Origin of the sequence: Streptomyces bobili, assembly GCF_002154575.1 — a bacterium.
Classification (GTDB): Bacteria; Actinomycetota; Actinomycetes; order Streptomycetales; family Streptomycetaceae; genus Streptomyces; species Streptomyces bobili.
The window spans coordinates 1-18,956 of record NZ_MUBA01000392.1 but is presented as its reverse complement, the minus strand read 5'-3'; the positions used below and the strand labels follow the sequence as shown (position 1 = coordinate 18,956).

Here is an 18,956-nt window from a genome sequence, read left to right as displayed (position 1 = left end):
TTCAAATCCCGTCAGGACCGCTGGAGTTCCTCGTGAACTCCGTGGCTGGGTAGCTCAGTTGGTACGAGCGATCGCCTGAAAAGCGATAGGTCGCCGGTTCGACCCCGGCCCCAGCCACCACATCGAAAAGGGCCCCGATCTTCGGATCGGGGCCCTTTTCGTGGTTCCCCACCACCTCCCCCGCGACCGCGCCGAACGCCGTCGGCGCCGCCCCCGGCAAAAGCACTCGCCACGTTTTTCCGCGGGATGAGATCCTGGATCCCGTATGTCTACGCACCCTGCCCCCGCCCTCGGCGTTCTCGCCCCCCGTCTGGCCGAGCTGTCCCTGCGTGATGCGCACCGGCTCGGGCGCAGGCTCGAAGGCGCGCGCAAGATCCGCAACCCTCAGGCGCGAGCCGCCGTCCTCGCCGAGATCGAGGCCGAGGTCGCGACCGCCGAGGAACGGATGGGCGCGCGGCGCACCCGTATGCCCGCGGTCACCTATCCCGAACAGCTGCCGGTCAGCCAGAAGAAGGACGTGATCGCGGAGGCCATCCGCGACCACCAGGTCGTGATCGTGGCCGGTGAGACCGGGTCCGGCAAGACGACGCAGATCCCGAAGATCTGTCTGGAGCTGGGCCGGGGCGTCCGCGGGATGATCGGGCACACCCAGCCGCGCCGGATCGCCGCCCGGACGGTGGCCGAACGGGTGGCCGAGGAGCTGCGCTCGCCGCTCGGCGAGGCCGTCGGCTGGAAGGTGCGGTTCACCGACCAGGTGAACCCGGACGCCACCTTCGTGAAACTGATGACGGACGGCATCCTGCTCGCGGAGATCCAGACCGACCGCGAGCTGCGCGCCTACGACACGATCATCATCGACGAGGCCCACGAGCGGTCCCTCAACATCGACTTCCTGCTGGGCTACCTCGCCCAGCTGCTGCCGAGGCGCCCCGACCTGAAGGTCATCATCACCTCGGCCACGATCGACCCCGAGCGGTTCTCCCGGCACTTCGGTGAGGCGCCGATCATCGAGGTCAGCGGGCGGACGTACCCCGTGGAGGTGCGTTACCGGCCGCTCCTGGAGGAGGAGTCCGAGGACGCCGACCGCGACCAGATCACCGCGATCACGGACGCCGTCGACGAGCTGATGGGGGAGGGGAAGGGCGACATCCTCGTCTTCCTCTCCGGTGAGCGGGAGATCCGGGACACCGCGGACGCGCTGGAGAAGAAGCAGTACCGGTTCACCGAGGTGCTGCCGCTGTACGCCCGCCTCTCGCACGCCGAACAGCATCGGGTGTTCCAGCAGCACACCGGGCGCAGGATCGTTCTCGCGACCAACGTCGCCGAGACCTCGCTGACCGTTCCGGGCATCAAGTACGTCATCGACCCCGGATTCGCCAGGATCAGCCGGTACAGCCATCGCACCAAGGTGCAGCGGCTGCCGATCGAGGCGATCTCGCAGGCCAGCGCCAACCAGCGCAAGGGCCGCTGCGGCCGTACCTCCGACGGCATCTGCATCCGGCTCTACAGCGAGGACGACTTCCTCGCCCGGCCCGAGTTCACGGACGCGGAGATCCTGCGGACCAACCTGGCGAGCGTCATCCTCCAGATGACCGCGGCCGGGCTGGGCGAGATCGAGAAGTTCCCGTTCATCGACCCGCCGGACCACCGCAACATCCGGGACGGCGTGCAGCTCCTCCAGGAGCTGGGCGCCCTGGACCCGGCGCAGAAGGACCCGCGCAGGCGGCTCACGGAGACCGGCCGCAAGCTGGCCCAGCTGCCCGTGGACCCGCGGCTGGCCCGGATGGTCCTGGAGGCCGACAAGAACGGCTGTGTCCGCGAGGTCATGGTGATAGCCGCCGCGCTGTCCATCCAGGACCCGCGCGAGCGCCCGGCCGACAAGCAGACCCAGGCCGACCAGCAGCACGCCCGCTTCAAGGACGAGACCAGCGACTTCCTCGCGTACCTCAACCTGTGGCGGTACATCCGCGAGCAGCAGAAGGAGCGCGGCTCGTCGTCGTTCCGCCGGATGTGCAAGCAGGAGTACCTGAACTTCCTGCGCATCCGCGAGTGGCAGGACATCTACTCGCAGCTGCGGACCGTCGCCAAACAGCTGGGCATCCACCTCGACGAGCGGGACGCCGCCGGCGACAGCATCCATGTCTCGCTCCTCGCCGGCCTGCTGTCCCACATCGGGATGAAGGACGTCAAGGAAGGCAACAAGAACGAGTATCTGGGCGCCCGGAGCGCCAAGTTCGCGCTCTTCCCCGGCTCGGCGCTGTTCAAGAAGCAGCCCCGGTTCGTCATGTCGGCGGAACTGGTGGAGACGAGCCGCCTCTGGGCGCGCGTCAACGCCAAGATCGAGCCCGAATGGGTCGAGCCGCTCGCCGAGCACCTCCTGAAGCGGACGTACAGCGAGCCGCACTGGGAGAAGGACCAGGCCGCGGTGATGGCGCTGGAGAAGGTCACGCTGTACGGCGTGCCGATCATCGCCCAGCGCAAGGTGAACTACGGGCGGATCGACCCGGAGGCCTCACGCGAGCTGTTCATCCGTAACGCGCTCGTCGAGGGCGACTGGCGCACGCACCACAAGTTCTTCGCCGACAACCGCAAACTCCTCAGCGAGGTCGAGGAGTTGGAGCACCGGGCCCGGCGCAGGGACATCGTCGTCGACGACGAGACGCTGTACGACTTCTACGACCAGCGGGTGCCCGACCATGTCGTGTCCGGCGCCCACTTCGACTCCTGGTGGAAGCACAAGCGGCACGAGCAGCCCGACTTCCTGGACTTCGAGCGGGAGATGCTCATCCGGGAGTCGGCCGGCGCGGTCACCAAGGACGACTATCCGGACACCTGGCGGCAGGGTCCGCTGAAGTTCCGGGTGACCTACCAGTTCGAGCCGGGCGCCGACGCGGACGGCGTGACCGTCCACGTCCCGCTCCAGGTCCTCAACCAGGTCACGGACGAGGGCTTCGACTGGCAGATCCCGGGCCTGCGCGAGGAGGTCGTCACCGAGCTGATCCGTTCCCTGCCGAAGCCGATCCGCCGCAACTACGTGCCGGCGCCGAACTTCGCGCAGCGGTTCCTGGACCAGGCGGTGCCGTTGCGGGAACCGCTGACGACGGCGATGGCCCGCGACCTCAAGCGGATGGTCGGCGTCCCCTTCGAGGCCGAGGACTTCGACTGGTCCCGCCTCCCCGACCACCTGAAGATCACCTTCCGGATCGTCGACGAGCGGCGCCGCAAGCTGGCCGAGGACAAGGACCTTCAGGCGCTGAAGCTGCGGCTGAAGCCCAAGGCCCGCCAGGCCATCTCCCAGGCCGCCGCGGCCATCGCCGAGCGGGAGGGCGGCGAGTCGCTGGAGCGCTCCGGCCTGACCGACTGGACGATCGGCACGCTCACCCGCGTCTTCGAGACCCGCCGGGCCGGCCAGCCGGTCAAGGCGTACCCGGCGCTGGTCGACGACGGCGACACCGTCTCCGTCCGCCTCTTCGACACGGAGGAGGAGCAGGCCGAGGCGATGTGGAAGGGCACCCGCCGGCTGATCCTGCGCAACATCCCGGTCAACCCGGCGAAGTTCGCGTCCGAGAAGCTGACGAACGCCCACAAGCTCGCCCTGTCCGCGAATCCGCACGGCTCCGTCCAGGCCCTCTTCGACGACTGCGCGATGGCCGCGGCGGACAAGCTGATCGGCGACTTCGGCGGACCGGCGTGGGACGAGGAGTCGTACCGGAAGCTGTACGAAAAGGTGCGGGCGGAGATCGTCGACACGACCGTGCGGACGGTCGGTCAGGTGCAGCAGGTCCTGGCGGCCTGGCAGTCCTGCGAACGACGCCTGAAGGGCGTACGCAGCCCCTCGCTGCTGGCGAACCTGGCGGACGTACGCAAACAGCTGGACGCGCTCGTACGGCCCGGCTTCGTGACGTGGGCGGGGCTGCGCCGGATGCCCGACCTGATGCGCTACCTCGTGGCCGCGGACCGGCGCCTGCAGCAGATGCCGACCAACGCCCAGCGGGACACCGCCCGCATGGAGAAGGTCCACGAGATGCAGGACGAGTACGCCTGGCTGCTGGAGCAGCTGCCCGCGGGCCGCCCGGTGCCGTCCTCGGTACTGGACATCCGGTGGATGATCGAGGAGCTGCGGGTGAGCTACTTCGCCCACGCGCTGGGCACGGCGTACCCCGTCTCCGACAAGCGGATCGTGAAGGCGATCGACGCGGCCGCACCGTGACATCTCCCGCACGGAGGGTGAGTTCGACCAGGCGGGCCACCCTCCTGTAGAGTCTCGTCTCGCAGCACAGCGCAACAAAATGTGCCGCAAAACCTGGTCCTGTGGAGCAGTTTGGAGTGCTCGCCACCCTGTCAAGGTGGAGGCCGCGGGTTCAAATCCCGTCAGGACCGCATCGATAGAAGAAGGCCCGCACCCACTGGGTGCGGGCCTTCTTCGCGTCCCCCACCCGCTGACAACCCTGTCAAGGTGGAGGCCGCGCCCGCGGCGCAGCCGCAATCGGGTACAGCAAATCCCGTCAGGACCGCACAGATCGAAGAAGGACCCGCATCCAGTGGATGCGGGTCCTTCTTCCATGTGTCGAGCCCGGATCTTCGGATCCGGGCTCTTCTCGTATGCCTGGCGTGGCCTTGACGGCGTCACCTTCGGCCGGTACCCCAGAAGTTCAGGGCTGTGCTCCCCCGGAGGCTCCACTGGAGGTGGCGTATGACGGCATCGGCCGGGCACGAGACGCGGGCGTTGCTCCGCGCGCATCTGTCGGCCGCGTCGTCCTACCGGCACCGGACCCACCACTGCCCCGTCTGCCGCCGTCTTCAGCGGCTGGTGGCGGACGGCACCGCCCAGGCCGCCGAGGAGCCCACGGGGGCGCCGCGCGAGGCCGACGAGGACGAACAGCCGTACATGGCCTGACCCTTGAGGGCGCCATTAGCGCACACGTGTCGGCGGCAACAAGGCCAGTGGCATGTGACGGGTGTCACTGCATGAGTTTTGGGAAGGTGGGTTCTTACCCACTACCTACAACTAGTCAATTTAATATGTGCAATTGCACCACTCCGCAGGGCACCCCCACGGATCCCCCAGAGGCCCCCCACAGCGGATCCGACAGCCCTCCACAGGGCACCCCAGACTTCGACAAGGACGCGCACGGAGCGCACCCGCAGAGTCGCCCCGGGCGCACAAAAAAGATCGCGCCGGACTCGGCGGAGTCCAGCGCGATCGACGACGCACCGTGTGGGGCTACGGGCCTGTTGGGGCAGGACCCGCGTCGCTTGGAGCCAGGGGTCGGACATCTCGGCAGATTGGGGGACCTGCGGTGTTGATGTCCGGTTGTTCAGTTGCTCAGGCTTCGCTGCGCTGCTGCGGAATACCCGCGAGCAGTGCGCGAACCTCAGCCTCGCGGTAACGGCGGTGTCCGCCGAGCGTGCGGATCGACGTGAGCTTGCCGGCCTTGGCCCAGCGTGTGACCGTCTTGGGGTCAACACGGAACATGGTGGCAACCTCAGCCGGGGTCAGCAGCGGCTCAGCATCAGGGGTGCGAGCGGTCATGAGCGGCCTCCTCGGGAGAACCGAACCTTCTCGGTTCTTTCCTCTAAATTCTGCACCTTGACCCGCGTTGCCCGAAATGGCGGACGCGAGTCGAGTCGGTTATAGGACGAACGGCTTGTCCTCGGCACTACAACTACACCATCCGTCCAGCCGCGTCGGCCAAACCGATGGAATTGCCCCCCAGGTGTTCATCGGCGACGGAAGCCGATGGACCGTGCCATAGCGGACAGTCACGCCGGTGTGACGATCAGTCACACGGCGATCAGGAGGCACCAGACCCCCCAAAGAGTCGCAATGCTGAGATTCCCCCCACGATGGAGCACAAGTGGACGGAGGAGTCCTCCCCGGACTCCTTGTCCTATTTTGGCACGAGGAGGGGCAAGCGGCGCAAGGGCCGTGTACGTGCGGTCCGTCACCCTTGCGACAAAAGCCCGGATCGGGACCTACGTCCCGTCAGTTCCGTGAAGTGCGCTGACCGTACGCTGTTCGAGGGCATATGACCGTGACGCAGGTCACGATGGAAGCACCTGTCGCGTCTGTCACACCGTCAGTTCGCCGAGCGCCGGTCCCGTACCGTCCGCCAGCGCTCCGCGAGCCTGGCGTAGGCCTCGCCCGCCGCGGGGCCGTCCCCGCGCCGCAGGGCGTCGATGCCGGCGGCGACGTCGGCCGCCGAGTGATCGCTTTCCAGATCACCGGCCGGCAGGGCGTGGACGAGCCCGCCGTAGTCCAGTTCCACCAGCGAACGCGGGTGGAACTCCTCCAGCCAGCGACCCACGTCCACCAGCCCGTCGATGAGCGGCCCCTCGTCCATGGCGTCCTTGAGGGCGCGCAGGCCCCGCGCCACCCTGCGGCGGGCCTGCACCATCGGCGTGCGGTAGCGCAGCACGGGGGCCTGCTCGGCGGTCCCCTTCTCGTACTCGCGCTCCTCGTCGGACAGGAGCACGAACCAGTGCAGCGGGATCTGCCAGGCCGCCGTGCGGATCCAGGGGCGGGCGTCGGGGTTGCGGGCCAGCCAGCGCTCGTAGTCCTGGGCGGCCTGGAGGCGGACCAGGGGCGGCAGGACCGCGTCCAGCACCGGACCGGGCAGTTCGTCGCCCAGCTCCCCCAGGGCCTGCCAGCCGCGCAGCCTGGTCCGCCAGGGGCAGACGCAGACGACCCCGTCCACATCGGCCACGAACGCGTCGCCGCTCTCGTGCACCGGCACGGCGATCGGCGGGGTGGGCAGCAGATCGGCCAGCGAGCGGCGCAGCTCGTCCTGGTAGGTGGGGCGGTCGGGGCGGCGGGCGTAGCGCGCCCAGTGGTCGCGCTCCGGCTCCGGGAAGGCGGCCAGCGGCTCGTACACGCGCAGATAGGCCGCGTACGGGACGATCACCGAGGACACCTGAGGCACGCCTGCTCCCTCCCCCTTGGGCCGTCCGGGAAACCTTCCGGGACACCTGGTGAAGGGTCCGGAAAACATGCAGATCGTCGCACGGGTGTACTCCGCGAGGAGGTGATCCGCAACACGACGCGTTCGGCGGGCCGCGCAGGCTCTACGCTCATCCCACAGGCCCCGCCACCCGTACGGGAGCCTCCGTCCCGCCCGCCGCTAGTTACCCAGGAGTCACCACAGTGACCGACGTATCCGGCGCCCCTGATCATGTGCTGCACACCCTCTTCCACTCCGACCAGGGTGGTCATGAGCAAGTCGTGCTCTGCCAGGACCGTGCCAGCGGCCTGAAGGCCGTCATCGCCCTCCACTCCACCGCCCTGGGCCCCGCCCTGGGCGGTACGCGCTTCTACCCGTACGCCTCCGAGGAGGAGGCCGTCGCCGACGCGCTGAACCTCGCGCGCGGGATGTCGTACAAGAACGCCATGGCCGGGCTGGACCACGGCGGCGGCAAGGCCGTGATCATCGGCGATCCCGACACGATCAAGACCGAAGCGCTGCTGCTCGCGTACGGCCGTTTCGTGGCCTCTCTCGGTGGGCGGTACGTGACCGCCTGCGACGTCGGCACCTATGTCGCCGACATGGACGTCGTGGCGCGCGAGTGCCGCTGGACGACCGGGCGCTCGCCGGAGAACGGCGGCGCGGGCGACTCGTCGGTGCTGACCGCCTTCGGCGTCTACCAGGGCATGCGGGCCAGCGCCCAGCACCTGTGGGGCGACCCGTCGCTGCGCGGCCGCACGGTCGGCGTCGCGGGCGTGGGCAAGGTCGGCCACCACCTGGTGGAGCACCTGCTGGACGAGGGCGCCCAGGTCGTGATCACGGACGTGCGCGAGGAGGCCGTACGCCGGATCCTCGACCGGCATCCCGAGGGTGTGACGGCGGTGGCGGACACCGAGGCGCTGATCCGGACCGAGGGGCTCGACATCTACGCCCCCTGCGCGCTGGGCGGGGCGCTGAGCGACGACTCGGTGCCGGTGCTGACCGCGCGGATCGTGTGCGGGGCGGCCAACAACCAGCTCGCCCACCCGGGAGTCGAGAAGGACCTCGCCGACCGCGGGATCCTCTACGCGCCGGACTACGTGGTGAACGCCGGCGGGGTCATCCAGGTCGCCGACGAGCTGCACGGGTTCGACTTCGAGCGGTGCAAGGCGAAGGCCGCGAAGATCTTCGACACCACGCTGGCCATATTCGCACGTGCGAAGACGGACGGGATTCCGCCGGCCGCGGCGGCCGACCGGATCGCCGAACAGCGCATGCACGAGGCGGCTCAGGCGCGCGGCTGGTGAGTCCGTTCGGTACCCGCCGGGAGAAAGTTCGAGAGAACTCTCACCCTTCCCGGCGGGTCGCCCGCCAATAAGTGGTTAAAATCGCCACTGACCAGCGAGGACAGGGCGCCTCGAAGGTTCTGTGCACACGCGCGTGCTACGGGCGACGTACCGTATGGGTTCGGGCTCAGGTACCGTGGAAGCCCTACGGACCGGCCTCTCTGCGGAGAGTCCGTTCCGGACCATGAACGCGTGTCAAGACTCTGGGGCCGTCGAGCCCCGTCGTTGAGGGGGTCGAGCCATGGGGCGCGGCCGGGCCAAGGCCAAGCAAGCGAAGGTCGCCCGCCAGCTGAAGTACAACAGCGGCGGGACTGATCTCTCACGCCTGGCCGAAGAGCTGGGCGCATCGCCATCGAACGTTCCGCCGAATGGGGAACCGTTCGAGGATGATGACGATGAGCAGGACGACGACCCGTACGCACGGTACGCCGAGCTGTACGGGGACGACGACGAGGACGAGGACGAGGACTCCTCGCACCAACACCGTCGCGGCGCTTGACCTTGCTTCGAGCACTCACCCGGTCGGTGACTTCGGTCACCGACCGGGTCTTGTGCTGCGCACAGGGTTTCAGCCCGTGTACGGGTCTCAGCCGGCGTAGTCCCCGACCAGGGCCGCACCACTCGTGTGCTCCCCGCGGTCGGTGATCTCGCCCGCGACCCACGCCTCGACCCCGCGGTCGGCCAGCGTGGTCAGCGCCACGTCCGCGGACTCCTCCGGGACGATGGCGATCATGCCCACGCCCATGTTCAGGGTCTTCTCCAGCTCCAGGCGCTCGACCCTGCCGGTCCGGCCGACGAGGTCGAAGATCGGCGCCGGGGTCCAGGTGGAGCGGTCCACGATCGCGTGCAGGCCGTCGGGGACGACCCGGGCCAGGTTGGCCGCGAGTCCGCCGCCGGTCACGTGCGAGAAGGCGTGGACGTCCGTCGTGCGGGTGAGGGCCAGGCAGTCCAGCGAGTAGATCTTCGTCGGCTCCAGCAGCTCCTCGCCGAGGGTACGGCCGAACTCCTCGACGCGCGCCTCCAGGGCGAGGCCGGCCTGGTTCAGGAGCACGTGGCGGACCAGCGAGTACCCGTTGGAGTGAAGACCGGAGGCCGCCATGGCGATCACCGCGTCCCCGGAGCGGATGCGGTCGGGGCCCAGCAGCCGGTCGGCCTCCACGACACCCGTGCCGGCGCCCGCGACGTCGAAGTCGTCCGGACCCAGCAGGCCCGGGTGCTCGGCAGTCTCGCCGCCGACCAGGGCACAGCCGGCCAGGACACAGCCTTCGGCGATGCCCTTGACGATGGCCGCGACACGCTCGGGGTGGACCTTGCCGACACAGATGTAGTCGGTCATGAACAGCGGCTCGGCGCCGCACACCACGATGTCGTCCATGACCATGGCGACAAGGTCGTGGCCGATGGTGTCGTAGACGCCCAGCTGCCGGGCGATGTCGACCTTGGTGCCGACGCCATCGGTGGCGGAGGCGAGCAGGGGACGCTCGTAGTGCTTGAGGGCGGAGGCGTCGAAGAGGCCGGCGAAACCGCCGAGGCCGCCGAGGACCTCGGGGCGCCGCGTCTTCTTCACCCACTCCTTCATGAGTTCCACGGCGCGGTCGCCCGCTTCGATGTCGACGCCCGCAGCTGCGTAGCTGGCACCAGTTGTCTCAGACATGGGAGGTGAGAACTTTCGTGTCGTACGGCAGGTAGGACGGGACCGACTACGGGCGGCGGATCGCGTCGGCGGCGGCCGTCGCGGCCGGGCCGGCGGCCAGCTCCGTTTCCAGGAGCTGCTTGCCGAGCAGCTCGGGGTCGGGCAGATCCATCGGGTACTCGCCGTCGAAGCAGGCGCGGCAGAGGTTCGGCTTGGCGATGGTGGTCGCCTCGATCATGCCGTCGATGGAGATGTACGCCAGGGAGTCGGCGCCGAGCGAGGTGCCGATCTCTTCGATCGACATGCCGTTGGCGATCAGCTCGGCGCGGGTGGCGAAGTCGATGCCGAAGAAGCAGGGCCACTTCACGGGCGGCGAGGAGATCCGGATGTGGACCTCGGCGGCGCCGGCCTCGCGGAGCATGCGGACCAGGGCGCGCTGGGTGTTGCCGCGCACGATCGAGTCGTCGACGACGACCAGGCGCTTGCCCTTGATGACTTCCTTGAGCGGGTTCAGCTTCAGGCGGATGCCCAGCTGGCGGATGGTCTGCGAGGGCTGGATGAAGGTCCGGCCCACGTAGGCGTTCTTGACCAGGCCGGCGCCGAAGGGGATGCCGGAGGCTTCCGCGTAGCCGATGGCGGCCGGGGTGCCCGATTCCGGGGTCGCTATGACCAGGTCGGCCTCGGCCGGGGCTTCCTTGGCGAGTTTGCGGCCCATCTCCACGCGGGAGAGGTACACGTTCCGGCCGGCGATGTCGGTGTCCGGGCGGGCCAGGTAGACGTACTCGAAGATGCAGCCCTTGGGCTTCGCTTCCGCGAATCGGGAGGTGCGCAGGCCGTTCTCGTCGATGGCGACGAACTCGCCCGGCTCGATCTCGCGGACGTACGCGGCGCCACAGATGTCGAGGGCGGCGGACTCCGAGGCGACGACCCAGCCGCGCTCCAGGCGGCCGAGGACCAGCGGGCGGATGCCCTGCGGGTCGCGGGCGGCGTACAGGGTGTGCTCGTCCATGAAGACGAGCGAGAAGGCGCCGCGGACCTTCGGGAGGACCGAGTGGGCGGCCTCCTCGATGGTCAGGGGCTTGCCGTCCTCGTCGACCTGGGCCGCCAGGAGCGCGGTGAGCAGGTCGGTGTCGTTGGTCGCCGCGACGCGCGGGGTGCGGCCGCCCTCCTGCTTGGGCAGGTCGGCGACCATCTCGGCGAGCTGGGCGGTGTTGACGAGGTTGCCGTTGTGCCCGAGCGCGATGGAACCGTGCGCGGTGGCGCGGAACGTCGGCTGGGCGTTCTCCCACACGGAGGCGCCGGTGGTCGAGTAGCGGGCGTGACCGACCGCGATATGACCCTGGAGCGAACCGAGCGAGGTCTCGTCGAAGACCTGGGAGACGAGTCCCATGTCCTTGAAGACGAGGATCTGAGAGCCGTTGCTGACCGCGATTCCCGCGGATTCCTGGCCTCGATGCTGGAGGGCGTAGAGCCCGAAGTAAGTGAGCTTGGCGACCTCTTCACCGGGGGCCCAGACCCCGAAGACGCCGCAAGCGTCCTGGGGGCCCTTCTCGCCGGGGAGCAGATCATGACTGAGTCGACCGTCACCACGTGGCACGTCATCGAGTGTAGGCGAGATCGACCACTGGTCCGAATTGGGGATACTCACGAGTAAGTAGATCTTGAGCCTCTCGGGGCGACCGCGATCGACTCATCCTCGCAGGTCAACGCCTACTTTCGGTGATCCACTCGGCGGACGGCGGCGCCGCGTCGGGCTCCGTGCCGCGTCTCGGTCCGCGGGCATGAGTGAGCTGTCGCACACCATTAGGCATCCGCTGGCCATCCGCCGGGCGTCCACGGCGTCAGGACATCAGCGGCAGCAGCTCCGCGAGGTCCGCCCGCTCCCCGCTCGCGGCGACCTTCGCGTCCTCGACGGCCCGCTTCCAGGTGAGCCGCCCGGAGGCCAGCCGTACCCAGGTCAGCGGGTCGGTCTCCACGACGTTGGGCGGGGTGCCACGGGTGTGCCGGGGGCCCTCGACGCACTGCACGACGGCGTACGGCGGGATGCGCACCTCGGTGGAGCCGCCGGGCGCCTTCACGGCCAGCGCGTCGGCCAGCAGGCGGGTGGCGGCGGCGAGGGCCTGGCGGTCGTAGGGGATGTCCAGGCCGGGGACGGCCGCGTTGAGGTCGTCGGTGTGGACGACGAGTTCGACGGTGCGGGTGACCAGGTAGTCGGCCAGCGGCAGCGCGCCGGCGTTCGTCTCCAGCAGCCGGGAGCCCGGGTGGGCGTCCAGTTGTCCGGCGAGGGCCTCTTCCACGCCCGCGAGGTAGGCGTCCAGGTCCGGGTGTTCCGCGGCCAGCCGCCGGGTGAAGGCGTCGATGGCCGGGGCGCTCACGGACGTCGCGAACGGCCAGTCGAGCACCGTGGCGTCCGGCTTCGCCGGCTCCGGCAGATCGAGCGACCGCCCGACCGCCGTGACGGCCATCCCGATGTGCGCGACCAGCTCCCGTACGGTCCACTCCCCCAGCCGCGTCGGCAGCGCGAGTTGCCCGGGGGTGAGCGTGCGGACGGCTTCCCTCACGTGGCCGAGCTGGGAGAACACGGCGGTGCGGGTCCTGACGGGGTCATAGGCGCGGGAGCGCTTCCTGGCCGGTGGCATGCGCAGCAGCCTAGGCGGCGGACGCGGCCCGCGAAGCGGGGAGCCCCCGTCCGGAAGCGCGTCGGGCGCTTCCGGACGGGGGCTTCGGCGTCGTACGGGCCCTGGGGCGTACGGGCGCCCTCGGTTACGCGAACAGCGCCGGGATCGTCTCCTCGTGCGCGGTGCGCAGTTCGGTCAGCGGCAGGGCGAACTCGCCCTGGACGTCGACCGTGTCACCGTCGACGACACCGATGCGGGTGACCGGCAGACCGCGGGCACCGCACATGTCGGTGAAGCGCAGTTCCTCCGAGCGCGGGACGGCGACGACCGCGCGGCCCGCCGACTCCGAGAAGAGGAAGGTGAACGCGTCCAGGCCGTCCGGGACGACCAGGCGGGCGCCCTTGTCGCCGAGCAGCGCCGACTCGACCACGGCCTGGATCAGACCGCCGTCGGACAGGTCGTGCGCGGCGTCGATCATGCCGTCGCGGGAGGCCGAGATCAGGATCTCGGCGAGCAGGCGCTCGCGCTCCAGGTCGACCTTCGGGGGCAGTCCGCCGAGGTGGTCGTGGATGACCTGGGACCAGGCCGAGCCGCCGAACTCCTCACGGGTGTCGCCGAGGAGGTACAGCAGCTGGCCCTCCTCGCGGAAGGCGACCGGGGTGCGCCGGGCCACGTCGTCGATGACTCCGAGGACCGCGACGACCGGGGTCGGGTGGATGGCCGCCTCGCCCGTCTGGTTGTAGAGGGAGACATTGCCGCCGGTCACCGGGGTGCCGAGCTGCTGGCAGGCGTCGGCGAGGCCGCGGATGGCCTCCGCGAACTGCCACATGACGGCCGGGTCCTCGGGCGAGCCGAAGTTCAGGCAGTCGGAGACGGCGAGCGGCTTGGCGCCGGTCGTCGCCACGTTGCGGTACGCCTCGGACAGCGCGAGCTGGGCGCCGTGGTACGGGTCCAGCTTCGTGTACCGGCCGTTGCCGTCGGTCGCGATGGCGACGCCGAGGCCGGTCTCCTCGTCGATGCGGATAATGCCCGAGTCCTCGGGCTGGGCCAGCACCGTGTTGCCCTGCACGAAGTGGTCGTACTGGGACGTGATCCACTTCTTGGAGGCCTGGTTGGGGGAGGACACCAGCTTCAGGACCTGGTCCCTCAGCTCCTCGCCCGTGGCCGGCCTGGGCAGCTTGTTCGCGTCGTCGGCCTGGAGGGCGTCCTGCCAGTCCGGGCGGGCGTACGGGCGCTCGTAGACCGGGCCGTCGTGGGCGACCGTGCGCGGGTCGACGTCGACGATCTTGCCGCCGTGCCAGTAGATCTCCAGGCGGTCGCCGTCGGTCACCTCACCGATGACGGTGGCGATGACGTCCCACTTGTCGCAGATCTCCAGGAAGCGGTCGACCTTCGCCGGCTCCACGACCGCGCACATGCGTTCCTGCGACTCGCTCATGAGGATTTCCTCGGGCGAGAGCGTGGAGTCGCGCAGCGGTACGTCGTCCAGCGTCACGCGCATGCCGCCGGAGCCGTTGGAGGCCAGCTCGCTCGTCGCGCAGGACAGGCCCGCCGCGCCGAGGTCCTGGATGCCGACGACCAGCTTCTCGGCGAACGCCTCCAGGGTGCACTCGATGAGGAGCTTCTCCTGGAAGGGGTCGCCGACCTGGACGGCCGGACGCTTCGACGGCTTGGCGTCGTCGAAGGTCTCCGAGGCCAGGATGGAGGCGCCGCCGATGCCGTCGCCGCCGGTCCGGGCGCCGTACAGGATGACCTTGTTGCCCGCGCCGGACGCCTTCGCGAGGTGGATGTCCTCGTGCCGCATGACGCCGATCGCACCGGCGTTGACCAGCGGGTTGCCCTGGTAGCAGGCGTCGAAGACGACCTCGCCGCCGATGTTGGGCAGGCCGAGGCAGTTGCCGTAGCCGCCGATGCCGGCCACGACGCCGGGCAGGACGCGCTTGGTGTCGGGGTGGTCGGCCGCGCCGAAGCGCAGCGGGTCGACCACGGCCACCGGGCGGGCGCCCATCGCGATGATGTCGCGGACGATGCCGCCGACACCGGTCGCGGCACCCTGGTAGGGCTCGACGTACGACGGGTGGTTGTGCGACTCGACCTTGAAGGTCACCGCGTAACCCTGGCCGACGTCCACCACGCCCGCGTTCTCGCCGATGCCGACGAGCATGGCGTCGGACTGGGGGGCCTTCTCGCCGAACTGGCGGAGGTGGACCTTGGAGGACTTGTACGAGCAGTGCTCGGACCACATGACCGAGTACATGGCGAGTTCGGCGCCGGTGGGGCGGCGGCCGAGGATCTCCACCACCCGCTCGTACTCGTCCTTCTTCAGACCGAGTTCGGCCCAGGGCAGCTCGACGTCGGGGGTAGCGGTCGCGTGCTCGACCGTGTCCAGAGGCGTCCGGCTCATGCGTTGACCAGCTTCTTGAGGATCGAGGTGAAGAAGGGCAGGCCGTCGGTGCGGCCGGAGCCGATGAGCGGCTCGACGGCGTGCTCCGGGTGCGGCATGAGGCCTACGACGTTCCCGGCCTCGTTGCTGATTCCGGCGATGTCGCGGAGCGAACCGTTGGGGTTGAGGCCCAGGTAGCGGAAGGCGACCCGGCCCTCGGCCTCGAGCTTGTCGAGGGTGTACTCGTCGGCGACGTACCGGCCGTCCATGTTCTTCAGCGGGATGTGGATCTCCTGGCCGGCCGTGTAGTCGGTCGTCCAGGCGGTGTCCGCGTTCTCCACCCGCAGCTTCTGGTCGCGGCAGATGAAGTGGAGGTGGTCGTTGCCGAGCATCGCTCCCGGGAGGAGGTGCGCCTCCGTGAGGATCTGGAAGCCGTTGCAGATGCCGAGGACCGGCAGTCCGGCCTTCGCCTGCTCGATGAGCGGTTCCATCACCGGCGAGAAGCGGGCGATGGCGCCGGCGCGCAGATAGTCGCCGTAGGAGAAACCGCCGCACAGCACCACGGCGTCGACCTGGTGGAGGTCCTTGTCCTTGTGCCAGAGAGCGACGGGCTCGGCGCCCGCGAGTCGGATCGCGCGCTGGGTGTCCCGGTCGTCCAGACTGCCCGGGAAAGTGACGACGCCAATACGAGCGGTCACTTCACGGCCTCCGCGACTTCCTCCACCTTGACGGTGAAGTCCTCGATCACGGTGTTGGCGAGGAAGGATTCCGCAAGATCGTGGATGCGGGCGAGCGCGGCCTCGTCGACCGGTCCGTCAACTTCCAGTTCGAATCGCTTTCCCTGACGTACGTCGGAGATGCCTTCGAAACCCAGCCGCGGCAGTGCGCGCTGCACCGCCTGGCCCTGGGGGTCGAGGATCTCCGGCTTGAGCATGACGTCGACTACGACGCGTGCCACTGGCACTCCCGGTGTTGTGGTGCTGAGCAGGTTCCTGCGTGTGTCTTCAGACTACCCGTACAAAATTTCTACGCGGGTAGAGTTGTAGGAAACTACGTGAGCGTGATCACGATCGGGTACCGGATCAGGTGACGGAGCAGGCCGTTCACGAAAAGTTCCGGGAAAGATCCCTGATGCATCCCGGCTACCTATTGCGCTGAGACACGCTGAGAGATTTAGTCGAGCTTCACATTCGATTGCCGGGCACTGTACAAATGAAATGGCATTAGCCGATACTTTGCCCCATAACTAGCGGACAGTCGACATCTCCGTGGCGTCTTGGCACGTCATCGCAGAGCTGTCGCACGAAGGGACCGATATTCGTGGCGCAGAAGGTCGTGGTCACTCTCTTTGACGACATCGACGGCTCGGAAGCGGCGGAAACGATCGCCTTCGGACTCGACGGCAGGTCGTACGAGATCGACCTGAATGAAGCCAATGCCAGGAAACTGCGTAAGGCGCTCGCGCCCTACGTGGACGCCGGCCGCAAGCGGTCCAGGTCCGGCAAGGCGTACAGGCAGACGGAGGTCGCCCCCGACCCGGCGGCGGTCCGCGCCTGGGCCCAGGCCAACAAGCTGGACGTGCCGGCGCGCGGGCGCATCCCCAAGAAGGTGTACGAGGCGTTCACCGAGGCTCAGTGAGCACGGTGCGCGCGTGAGCGCGCAGAGCGCGAGTGCCTGGCCGGGGTCGTGAGCGCCGGCCAGGCACGGCCTCCGCGCACCGCCCTCGGGGACCGTCAGCGGGCCCCGAGGGCAACCGACTTGCGCTACCCCCCACATGGTCGGCTAATGTCTGGAGCACGCCAGCGGGGCGGGGCCGAAAAGCCCAGCTCACAGAGGTCGTGCGGGTGTAGTTCAGTAGTAGAACATCCCCCTTCCAGGGGGAAGGCGCAGTGTGCAATTCCTGTCACCCGCTCTGCATCGCCGTCCCGATCACACTTGTGGATCAGGTAGGCTGGTGCCCGCGCCGGCCGGTGAAAGCCAGTCGGATGCAATGCGGACGTAGCTCAGTTGGTAGAGCGCAACCTTGCCAAGGTTGAGGTCGCGAGTTCGAGCCTCGTCGTCCGCTCCAGTTCAAAGGCCCCGGTCATCGACCGGGGCCTTTGGCGTGTCCCCCTTTTTCCTCTTCCCGGCCCGTCCTCTCCCCCTCCCTTCTGACATTTGTCATGCGGAGCGATGACAACACTCACTGCCGTCGGCGGCCCGCGGACGGGACGCTGGAGTCATGGAAGCCAGGGGCACGAATGAACACGTGATCGAGGTCACCGACCTCCGGCGTGTGTACGGGGGCGGGTTCGAGGCGGTCCGCGGGATCTCCTTCCACGTCGGCCGCGGGGAGGTCTTCGCCTTGCTCGGCACCAACGGCGCCGGCAAGACCTCCACGGTCGAACTGCTGGAGGGACTGGAGCGGCCCGACGGCGGGCGGGTCCGGATCCTCGGCCACGATCCCTACACCGAGCGGGCCGCCGTACGGCCGCGGACGGGGGTGATGCTCCAGGAGGGCGGCTTTCCGTCCGAGCTGAGCGTCGCCGAGACCGCGCGGATGTGGGCGGGCTGCGTCAGCGGGGCCCGGCCGGTCGCGGAGGCGCTGGCGCTGGTGGGGCTCGCCGGGAAGGCCGGCGTACGGGTGAAGCAGTTGTCCGGGGGTGAGCGGCGGCGGCTCGATCTGGCGCTCGCGCTGCTCGGGGAGCCGGAGGTGCTGTTCCTCGACGAGCCGACCACCGGGCTGGACGCCGAGGGCCGGCGCGACACCTGGGACCTGGTGCGCGCCCTGCGGGACGCCGGGACGACGGTGCTGCTGACCACGCACTACCTGGAGGAGGCGGAGGGCCTCGCCGACCGGCTGGCCATCCTCCACCAGGGCCGGATCGCGGTCTCCGGGACACCCGCGGAGGTGACGGCCGAGCAGCCGTCCCGGATCTCCTTCCGGCTGCCCGACGGGTACTTCGTCGGCGATCTGCCGCCGCTGGACGCGCTCGGGGTGTGCGACCACGAGATCGACGGACGTCTGGTGCGGCTGCGGACCCGGGAGTTGCAGCGGGCGGCCACCGGGCTGCTGGTGTGGGCCGAGCGGGCCGGGGTGGAACTACGGGGGCTCGACCTGCGGTCGGCCTCGCTGGAGGAGGCGTTCCTCGGCATCGCCCGCGAGGCCTCCGCGAAGAACGAGGAGGTCGCGGCATGAGCGGCGGTACGGTCACCCAGTCCTCGCCCGGCTCCGTCAGGGGGCCGGTGACCACTCCCGTGAGCCGGATGGCCGCCCTCGCCCGCGCCGAACTCACGCTGCTCGGGCGCAGCAAGGCCACCATCATCGCGGCCGTCCTGGTGCCGCTCGGGCTGCCGTTCAGCCTGCGGCCGGTGGTGGACGACATGAACGTCGAGGACTCCGGGCTCAGCGTCGGGCTGGTGCTGCTGCCCGCGGCCATCGGGTTCTCGATGCTGTTCGGCGTGTACTCGGCGCTCACCGGCATCTACACCGCCCGGCGCGAGGAACTCGTGCTCAAGCGGCTGCGCACCGGCGAACTGCGGGACACGGAGGTCATCGCCGGTTCCGCGCTGCCCGTGTTCGCCATGGGGCTGGTGCAGTGCGTGGTGCTGGCGGTGGGCTGTACGGCCTTCCTCGACGTGCCCGCCCCCGAGGCGCCCCATCTCGCCGTCCTCGGTGTGCTGCTGGGCCTCGTGATGTGCTCGGCGCTGGGAGCGGTCACCGCGAGTGTGACGCGGACCGTGGAGAGCGCTCAGGTGACGACCATGCCGTTCGTGCTGGTGTCGATGGTCGCCTCCGGGGTGGCCGTCCCGCTGGAGCTGCTGCCCGACCGGGTCGCCTCCGGCTTCGAACTGCTGCCGCTGAGCCCGGTGATCACCCTGGTCCGCGGCGGCTGGAGCGGCGACCTCTCGGCGTACGAGGCCCTCGGTGCGCTGGCGACCGCGCTGGCCTGGACCGTGCTCGCGGTGTTTGCTGTACGACGGTGGTTCCGCTGGGAACCGCGGCGCTGAGGGACCGGGGCGACGGGGGAGAGACGCGGATGCACGGGGCGGAGC

Annotated in this window: 15 protein-coding genes and 4 tRNA genes; 11 read left to right on the top strand and 8 right to left on the bottom strand. The window is 69.3% G+C overall.

Annotated elements, in window-relative coordinates; all coding sequences use genetic code 11:
- Positions 1-43 precede the first annotated feature (43 nt).
- From BZL64_RS27805 to BZL64_RS27790, 4 genes are all read left to right on the top strand, one after another.
- Positions 44-120: transfer RNA gene (locus BZL64_RS27805), tRNA-Phe, on the top strand.
- A 145-nt stretch (positions 121-265) separates the two neighbouring features.
- Complete coding sequence (hrpA, locus tag BZL64_RS27800) at positions 266-4,210, top strand: ATP-dependent RNA helicase HrpA (RefSeq protein ID WP_086771927.1); 3,945 nt, start codon at positions 266-268, stop codon at positions 4,208-4,210.
- Positions 4,211-4,305: 95 nt separating this feature from the next.
- Positions 4,306-4,380 (top strand) — tRNA-Asp (locus tag BZL64_RS27795).
- A 313-nt stretch (positions 4,381-4,693) separates the two neighbouring features.
- Positions 4,694-4,897 (top strand): DUF6274 family protein, encoded by a 204-nt coding sequence (locus BZL64_RS27790; protein ID WP_086771926.1) that lies wholly within the window; start codon positions 4,694-4,696, stop codon positions 4,895-4,897.
- Between the two features lie 429 nt (positions 4,898-5,326).
- On the opposite strand, the gene bldC is transcribed toward BZL64_RS27790, so the two are convergent.
- Both bldC and BZL64_RS27780 read right to left on the bottom strand, forming a co-directional pair.
- The gene (bldC, locus tag BZL64_RS27785) at positions 5,327-5,533 is read right to left on the bottom strand and encodes a developmental transcriptional regulator BldC (protein ID WP_003949541.1); all 207 of its coding nucleotides are present in this window, start codon (positions 5,531-5,533) and stop codon (positions 5,327-5,329) included.
- Positions 5,534-6,080: 547 nt separating this feature from the next.
- Complete coding sequence (locus BZL64_RS27780) at positions 6,081-6,923, bottom strand: DUF8083 family protein (RefSeq protein ID WP_086771925.1); 843 nt, start codon at positions 6,921-6,923, stop codon at positions 6,081-6,083.
- 221 nt (positions 6,924-7,144) lie between these two features.
- Between BZL64_RS27780 and BZL64_RS27775 the strand changes: the two genes are divergently transcribed.
- Together BZL64_RS27775 and BZL64_RS27770 are read left to right on the top strand one after the other, a co-directional pair.
- The gene (locus BZL64_RS27775; protein WP_086771924.1) at positions 7,145-8,248 is read left to right on the top strand and encodes a Leu/Phe/Val dehydrogenase; all 1,104 of its coding nucleotides are present in this window, start codon (positions 7,145-7,147) and stop codon (positions 8,246-8,248) included.
- Positions 8,249-8,528: 280 nt separating this feature from the next.
- Complete coding sequence (locus BZL64_RS27770) at positions 8,529-8,786, top strand: DUF3073 domain-containing protein (protein WP_086771923.1); 258 nt, start codon at positions 8,529-8,531, stop codon at positions 8,784-8,786.
- 87 nt (positions 8,787-8,873) lie between these two features.
- Here the strand turns inward: BZL64_RS27770 and purM are convergent, their stop codons facing one another.
- From purM to purS, 6 genes are all read right to left on the bottom strand, one after another.
- Positions 8,874-9,941 carry a phosphoribosylformylglycinamidine cyclo-ligase gene (gene purM / locus BZL64_RS27765; RefSeq protein ID WP_086771922.1) on the bottom strand — a complete coding sequence of 356 codons (1,068 nt, stop codon included), beginning with the start codon at positions 9,939-9,941 and terminating at the stop codon, positions 8,874-8,876.
- A gap of 46 nt (positions 9,942-9,987) precedes the next feature.
- A complete protein-coding gene (purF, locus tag BZL64_RS27760; protein WP_086771921.1) occupies positions 9,988-11,517 on the bottom strand; it encodes an amidophosphoribosyltransferase in 1,530 nt (509 codons plus the stop codon).
- A gap of 244 nt (positions 11,518-11,761) precedes the next feature.
- Positions 11,762-12,559, bottom strand: a complete 798-nt coding sequence (locus BZL64_RS27755; protein WP_086771920.1) for a maleylpyruvate isomerase family mycothiol-dependent enzyme — start codon at positions 12,557-12,559, stop codon at positions 11,762-11,764.
- A 124-nt stretch (positions 12,560-12,683) separates the two neighbouring features.
- A complete protein-coding gene (gene purL / locus BZL64_RS27750; protein WP_086771919.1) occupies positions 12,684-14,942 on the bottom strand; it encodes a phosphoribosylformylglycinamidine synthase subunit PurL in 2,259 nt (752 codons plus the stop codon).
- Positions 14,939-15,619 carry a phosphoribosylformylglycinamidine synthase subunit PurQ gene (purQ, locus tag BZL64_RS27745; protein ID WP_086771918.1) on the bottom strand — a complete coding sequence of 227 codons (681 nt, stop codon included), beginning with the start codon at positions 15,617-15,619 and terminating at the stop codon, positions 14,939-14,941. The genes purL and purQ overlap by 4 nt, the downstream gene beginning before the upstream one ends.
- The gene (purS, locus tag BZL64_RS27740) at positions 15,616-15,879 is read right to left on the bottom strand and encodes a phosphoribosylformylglycinamidine synthase subunit PurS (RefSeq protein ID WP_003999970.1); all 264 of its coding nucleotides are present in this window, start codon (positions 15,877-15,879) and stop codon (positions 15,616-15,618) included. The genes purQ and purS overlap by 4 nt, the downstream gene beginning before the upstream one ends.
- A 362-nt stretch (positions 15,880-16,241) precedes the next feature.
- On the opposite strand from purS, the gene BZL64_RS27735 reads away from it, so the two are divergent.
- From BZL64_RS27735 to BZL64_RS27715, 5 genes are all read left to right on the top strand, one after another.
- A complete protein-coding gene (locus BZL64_RS27735) occupies positions 16,242-16,559 on the top strand; it encodes a histone-like nucleoid-structuring protein Lsr2 (RefSeq protein WP_086771917.1) in 318 nt (105 codons plus the stop codon).
- A gap of 202 nt (positions 16,560-16,761) precedes the next feature.
- A tRNA-Gly gene (locus BZL64_RS27730) sits at positions 16,762-16,833 on the top strand.
- Positions 16,834-16,913: 80 nt separating this feature from the next.
- A tRNA-Gly gene (locus BZL64_RS27725) sits at positions 16,914-16,989 on the top strand.
- A gap of 153 nt (positions 16,990-17,142) precedes the next feature.
- Positions 17,143-18,099 carry an ABC transporter ATP-binding protein gene (locus tag BZL64_RS27720; protein WP_086771916.1) on the top strand — a complete coding sequence of 319 codons (957 nt, stop codon included), beginning with the start codon at positions 17,143-17,145 and terminating at the stop codon, positions 18,097-18,099.
- Positions 18,096-18,911 carry an ABC transporter permease gene (locus tag BZL64_RS27715; RefSeq protein WP_086771915.1) on the top strand — a complete coding sequence of 272 codons (816 nt, stop codon included), beginning with the start codon at positions 18,096-18,098 and terminating at the stop codon, positions 18,909-18,911. The genes BZL64_RS27720 and BZL64_RS27715 overlap by 4 nt, the downstream gene beginning before the upstream one ends.
- Positions 18,912-18,956: the final 45 nt, after the last annotated feature.

What these genes read in the sequence shown, in the direction of transcription:
- hrpA (WP_086771927.1), top strand. Translation starts at nt 266, where the DNA reads ATGTCTACGCACCCTGCCCCCGCCCTCGGCGTTCTCGCCCCCCGTCTG.
- BZL64_RS27790 (WP_086771926.1), top strand. Translation starts at nt 4,694, where the DNA reads ATGACGGCATCGGCCGGGCACGAGACGCGGGCGTTGCTCCGCGCGCAT.
- bldC (WP_003949541.1), bottom strand. Translation starts at nt 5,533, where the DNA reads ATGACCGCTCGCACCCCTGATGCTGAGCCGCTGCTGACCCCGGCTGAG.
- BZL64_RS27770 (WP_086771923.1), top strand. Translation starts at nt 8,529, where the DNA reads ATGGGGCGCGGCCGGGCCAAGGCCAAGCAAGCGAAGGTCGCCCGCCAG.
- purM (WP_086771922.1), bottom strand. Translation starts at nt 9,941, where the DNA reads ATGTCTGAGACAACTGGTGCCAGCTACGCAGCTGCGGGCGTCGACATC.
- BZL64_RS27755 (WP_086771920.1), bottom strand. Translation starts at nt 12,559, where the DNA reads ATGCCACCGGCCAGGAAGCGCTCCCGCGCCTATGACCCCGTCAGGACC.
- purL (WP_086771919.1), bottom strand. Translation starts at nt 14,942, where the DNA reads ATGAGCCGGACGCCTCTGGACACGGTCGAGCACGCGACCGCTACCCCC.
- BZL64_RS27720 (WP_086771916.1), top strand. Translation starts at nt 17,143, where the DNA reads ATGGAAGCCAGGGGCACGAATGAACACGTGATCGAGGTCACCGACCTC.
- BZL64_RS27715 (WP_086771915.1), top strand. Translation starts at nt 18,096, where the DNA reads ATGAGCGGCGGTACGGTCACCCAGTCCTCGCCCGGCTCCGTCAGGGGG.